Origin of the sequence: Nonomuraea sp. NPDC003804 (assembly GCF_040610675.1) — a bacterium.
Taxonomy (GTDB): domain Bacteria; phylum Actinomycetota; class Actinomycetes; order Streptosporangiales; family Streptosporangiaceae; genus Nonomuraea.
On record NZ_JBEXMT010000074.1, the window covers coordinates 1 to 4,083 of the forward strand.

5 protein-coding genes are annotated in these 4,083 nt (G+C 66.5%); all 5 read right to left on the bottom strand.

Going from position 1 to position 4,083, the window contains the following annotated elements; genetic code table 11:
• Nucleotides 1-396: 396 nt before the first annotated feature.
• Complete coding sequence (tgmC, locus tag ABZX22_RS44730; protein WP_354923345.1) at nt 397-1,521, bottom strand: ATP-grasp peptide maturase system methyltransferase; 1,125 nt, start codon at nt 1,519-1,521, stop codon at nt 397-399.
• Nucleotides 1,518-2,501, bottom strand: coding sequence for an ATP-grasp ribosomal peptide maturase (gene tgmB, locus ABZX22_RS44735; RefSeq protein ID WP_354923348.1), 984 nt, complete (start codon nt 2,499-2,501; stop codon nt 1,518-1,520). Before tgmB ends, tgmC begins: the two co-directional genes overlap by 4 nt.
• Nucleotides 2,502-2,504: 3 nt before the next feature.
• Nucleotides 2,505-2,777, bottom strand: a complete 273-nt coding sequence (gene tgmA, locus ABZX22_RS44740; RefSeq protein ID WP_354923351.1) for a putative ATP-grasp-modified RiPP — start codon at nt 2,775-2,777, stop codon at nt 2,505-2,507.
• Between the two features lie 541 nt (nt 2,778-3,318).
• On the bottom strand, nt 3,319-3,492 hold the full coding sequence (locus tag ABZX22_RS44745) for a hypothetical protein (RefSeq protein WP_354923354.1): 174 nt from the start codon (nt 3,490-3,492) through the stop codon (nt 3,319-3,321).
• Nucleotides 3,489-3,884: a hypothetical protein gene (locus ABZX22_RS44750; RefSeq protein WP_354923357.1), complete on the bottom strand. Its 396-nt coding sequence runs from the start codon at nt 3,882-3,884 to the stop codon at nt 3,489-3,491. Before ABZX22_RS44750 ends, ABZX22_RS44745 begins: the two co-directional genes overlap by 4 nt.
• Nucleotides 3,885-4,083 lie beyond the last annotated feature (199 nt).

Sequence of the window (4,083 nt, forward strand, 5' to 3'; positions counted from 1 at the left end):
CGGACCGCCCAAGGGCGGCCCGCGCGGGCGGCCCAACCGGCCGCCCTCCCCGGCCGGGCATGCGGCCTGGGGGCCGGTCCCGGCCGGGAGCGGCCAGGCCGCCCGCAACCGCCAGGCACCGCATGACCTCCGAGACCCGGCAAGATCAACTAGGAGGAGCCGCGGAACCGTTCATGATCATCTCTCCGCCGCGTGCGCGCCGGCCACACTCACTTCGTTCGCCCTCCGGGTGACCTGCGGTCATGTCGCCGGCCCCCACGCTCCACACCGCTACGGGTCCGAAGCGCCGTGGGGCCGTGCCCGGAAGAGACGATCCCGAGCCCAAGTCCGTGGGTCTTGGACGTGTAAGGCCCCCTCCTCGAATTGTCGAAGAGGGGGCCGGGTTGCCTGCATTGGCTATGCGGGCAACCTCCAGCTTGGCCCATCAGGGGCACCGAGCCAGACCCGTTGTTCGTTCTGGGTCACGGTGAGGCCGAAGCCGGACTGATGTGGCCGACCTGCCTCCTGCCAGATCGTGATGGCTTTGGCTACCTCGTCCCACAGGCGTACCGGTCCATGTTGGTGGACCACCCATCCACCGGTCGGGGACGGCCGGACGTCGGCCTGAGATCCGGTGCTGACGTCGTGCAGCGTCAGGATGTCTTCCGCCCACCCGTGTTGTGCATGGGGCACGGCGAGCTGAGCCACGAACAACGCGGTGTCGTTCTTGAGTACGGCCGGGTCGAGCGTGCTGTCACCGACGCTTCCCAGGCCCAGTTCCAGAGTCGGGCGTGATGGCGGCAGGTGAGGACGGGCGGTCATGAAGTAGACGTCGTCGGGCAGGAAGTGACCGCTCGCGCAGCCGCCGTCCTCCACGTGCAGATGCGCGAAGGCCGCCCCGCCCGTCCACCCCATCATGGGCGCTGTAATTGTTCCGCCCGAGCGGACCTGTTTCACCCATACCGGTGGGATCGTGCGAACTGAGCACGTTGCGATCAGCCGATCGTAGGGGGCATTGGCGTAGTAGCCGAGAAGCCCATCCCCTTGGATGAGCGTTGGCGCATACCCGGCCGCCGTGATGGCGTCCTTGGCTCTCGCCGCGATCACCGGATCGTATTCGATGGAGGTCACCGCCTCTTGGCCCAGCCGGTGACACATCAGCGCGGTCGAGTATCCGGTGCCCGTCCCGATCTCTAGAACCCTCTCGTCCTCCCCGATCCCGGCGGCTTCGAGCATCCGCACAACCAGTCCGGGGAAGGTAGACGATGAGGTGGGCCGCAGGATGACGACCGGCCCGGTGGCGTCCTCCGCCATCACCCCGTCGATCTGGGTGACCCACGTCTCGTCGGTGTAGGCCAGGGTGAGCCACTGTTCAGGGGTCATCTCGTCTTTGCGTACCGGGACCCACCCGCGCTCTGGTTCAAGCCGGTAGACCGCTTGGCCGAGGAAGAGTTCGCGAGGAACCGCCTCCACGGCCGGGTGCCAGGCCACCGAGCCGACCTTGTCGGCCAGCTGGTGACGCAGTTCGGCTGCCAGGTTCATACGGTGTATCCCTCCAGGAGGGTGTGAGCGAAGGCGTCGGCTATCGCCTCGGCATCGGGAAGCCAGCCCCATTGGCCGTTCGGGTTGCACTCGATGAAGACCCACCGATACGGCTCAACGCCTCCTTCGGTTTCTTCTAGGGCGAAGTCGAAGCAGCCGAAGGCCAGGCCGAAGCTGTCGAGGTAAGCGTGCAGGCGCGCTACGACCGACGAGGGTACCCGGATGGGAGTATGCGCGAGCGTGTCCCAGTCGCCGCTCCGCCAGTCAAGCATGCCCTCTGGGCTGGTGATCTGGCTGGCGAAGACGTGAGAGCCGACGACGGTCACCCTGGCATCGCTGTGTTTGGGGACCTCTGCCTGAAACATGTGGGCCGTAACAGCGATGGACTCGTCGAGGTCGGCGGAGTCCACCCTTTGTGTCCAGATGGTCGCGACCTTGCCGTCTATTTTGTGCGGGATGCCGCGAAACGACTTGTACACGATCGGGTCGTGTTCTTTCGCGAACTCTTTGGCCGCCTCCAGGTCATTGGCTATCAGCGTCTCGGGAATGGCGAACCCGAGCTGTGCCGCGAGCTGCAATTGCGCTGGTTTGTAATCGCTTCTGCTGATATTGGCGGGGTGGTTGACGTAGCGGCAGTTCGGCAGGTTGGCGATCAGGCCGTGCAAGCCGTGTCGGGCTTCGGTGATGGCGAATTCGCGTGCTTGCGCCTCCAGTGCCTCGAATCGCCAAGGCGACGGGCGACGGTAGTAGACCGCCCGCACCTCTTCCAGCGCGATGTCCCGGCTTGTTGTGCGCAGGCGTCCGGACCAGCTTGCACGCTCGCCTCCCAGGCGGGCGTCGAACGTCAGGCCAGACCCGACGTCGGCCGGGTCTACGCGAGCGACGCAGGCCCCGCGTTCGTTGAGGGAGGCGATCACCAGATTGGCGGTGACGTCCTCGGGTGAAGTGATCACCACTATGGCGTCCTTGGTGGACCGCACGAATCAGTCCCTTTCGACGTCGTTATTGGAGTCGTCGGCCACGTTCGGGGCGTTCTGGGAGCCGTCCCCGGTCCGGGACTTGGTAATCGTCGCGTACGCCCTGTTGGTCGAACCCTTCCCCATATCGACGATTCCGCCCCGGCCGTCGTAGAAGACCGTGAGCTGACTCGCCGGGTCGAGGCTGGTTGTTGTGTAGGGAAGTGCCGCTTCGGGAAGGCGTTCGGTGGCACGCCCCAAGCCCCAGGGCTGACGGAGAAGAGTGGTCGCCTTGTTCATTGATGAGCCCTTCTGTTGTGAACGGAGAATCATGTGGCCATGGACAGGAAGAGAGAACGGCGTACTTGTAAGTAGAGAAGAGGGGAGCACGGCAGCGTGGGATCGGCAATTTCCGGCCCACCCTGGAGGATCGGAAGATCAACCACGCTGCCGCACCCGTTTGAGGGCGAGGTGATGCGGCGTCCGCTCCCGCGCCAGGAGCCAGCCACCCGCACCACCCCACCCAGCTCCTATGAGGAGTCGTCCGGCCCCGCCACCGGTACCTCCGCTGATGTCACCCACGCCGACCGGAACAAGCACTCGCCGCACGCGAGCCCGTTCGGCCGCCAGCTCTGCCACCCGATCTCGGGAGCCCGGAGGACCAGCACCGACCGGCCGCATAGAGCAGCCCCCCGCCAGACCCGCCGTACCGGGGTCGAGCCGACCACCCGCGCCGCATGCTGAACCAACTCGTTCATGACGAACCCCACCACCAGCGGAGGCGGCCCATCAAACGCCAGCCTCCACCGATCGAGCAGCGCGCGTAATCTCGCCCGCGTGATCACGACTGGGCACCCAGCCGATCGGCGCGCAGCCGCTCCAGCACCAGCCGCAACCTCTGCCGCGCATCAGCCGCGACGCGGCGTGCCATCATCCGGTCCTCCTCGGTGACCTCCCGCGACGGAGCAGCAGGAGCCGCCTGACAGCCGGGCACGAACGGGATCTCCCCGGTCACCGCGCCACCCCGCTTCCGGGCGTCTCGGCGGTCGCGGCGAGATCGGCGATAGTTTCCGAGAGCCGGTGACCTGTCAGGAGTTGCTGGTATCGATGGGCGATGCGTCGTGCCGCCGTGTGGTGTGCGTCGGCCGGGCAGAAGGCCCAGACGTACCGGTTACGAGACGAGACACGGCCGCTCCACCAGCGAAAGCGCCACCCCTCCGAGCCGCACTCGACCCAGACCACCAGGTCCACCCACACAGACAGCAGCGCGACCCCGGTGCCGACGTGCACGTCCGAGAGGATGCCGAAGTCCCCCAGGTCCCGTTGCAGAAGGTAGGCCGACCGGGCGGCGGGAGGTTTGCCGGGACTGGTATTGGCTCGTGCCGGAATGGCCGTACGCTGTGCCATAGATCGCACCTCCAGTGTGCGGTTCAGGGACCCGTACGGCGTGTCAGCGCCTGCGGGTCCCGCCATGTTTTGGCGTCGCCCTCCATCTCATCCCCGTCAGTCCCCCCACCAACAGTGCGAGTGAGGGAGACTAGGGGAGACAAGCCATCCCCCCACACGTCCCCCGAGGTGCACGCGATGAGCGATGTTCCAAGCTGGG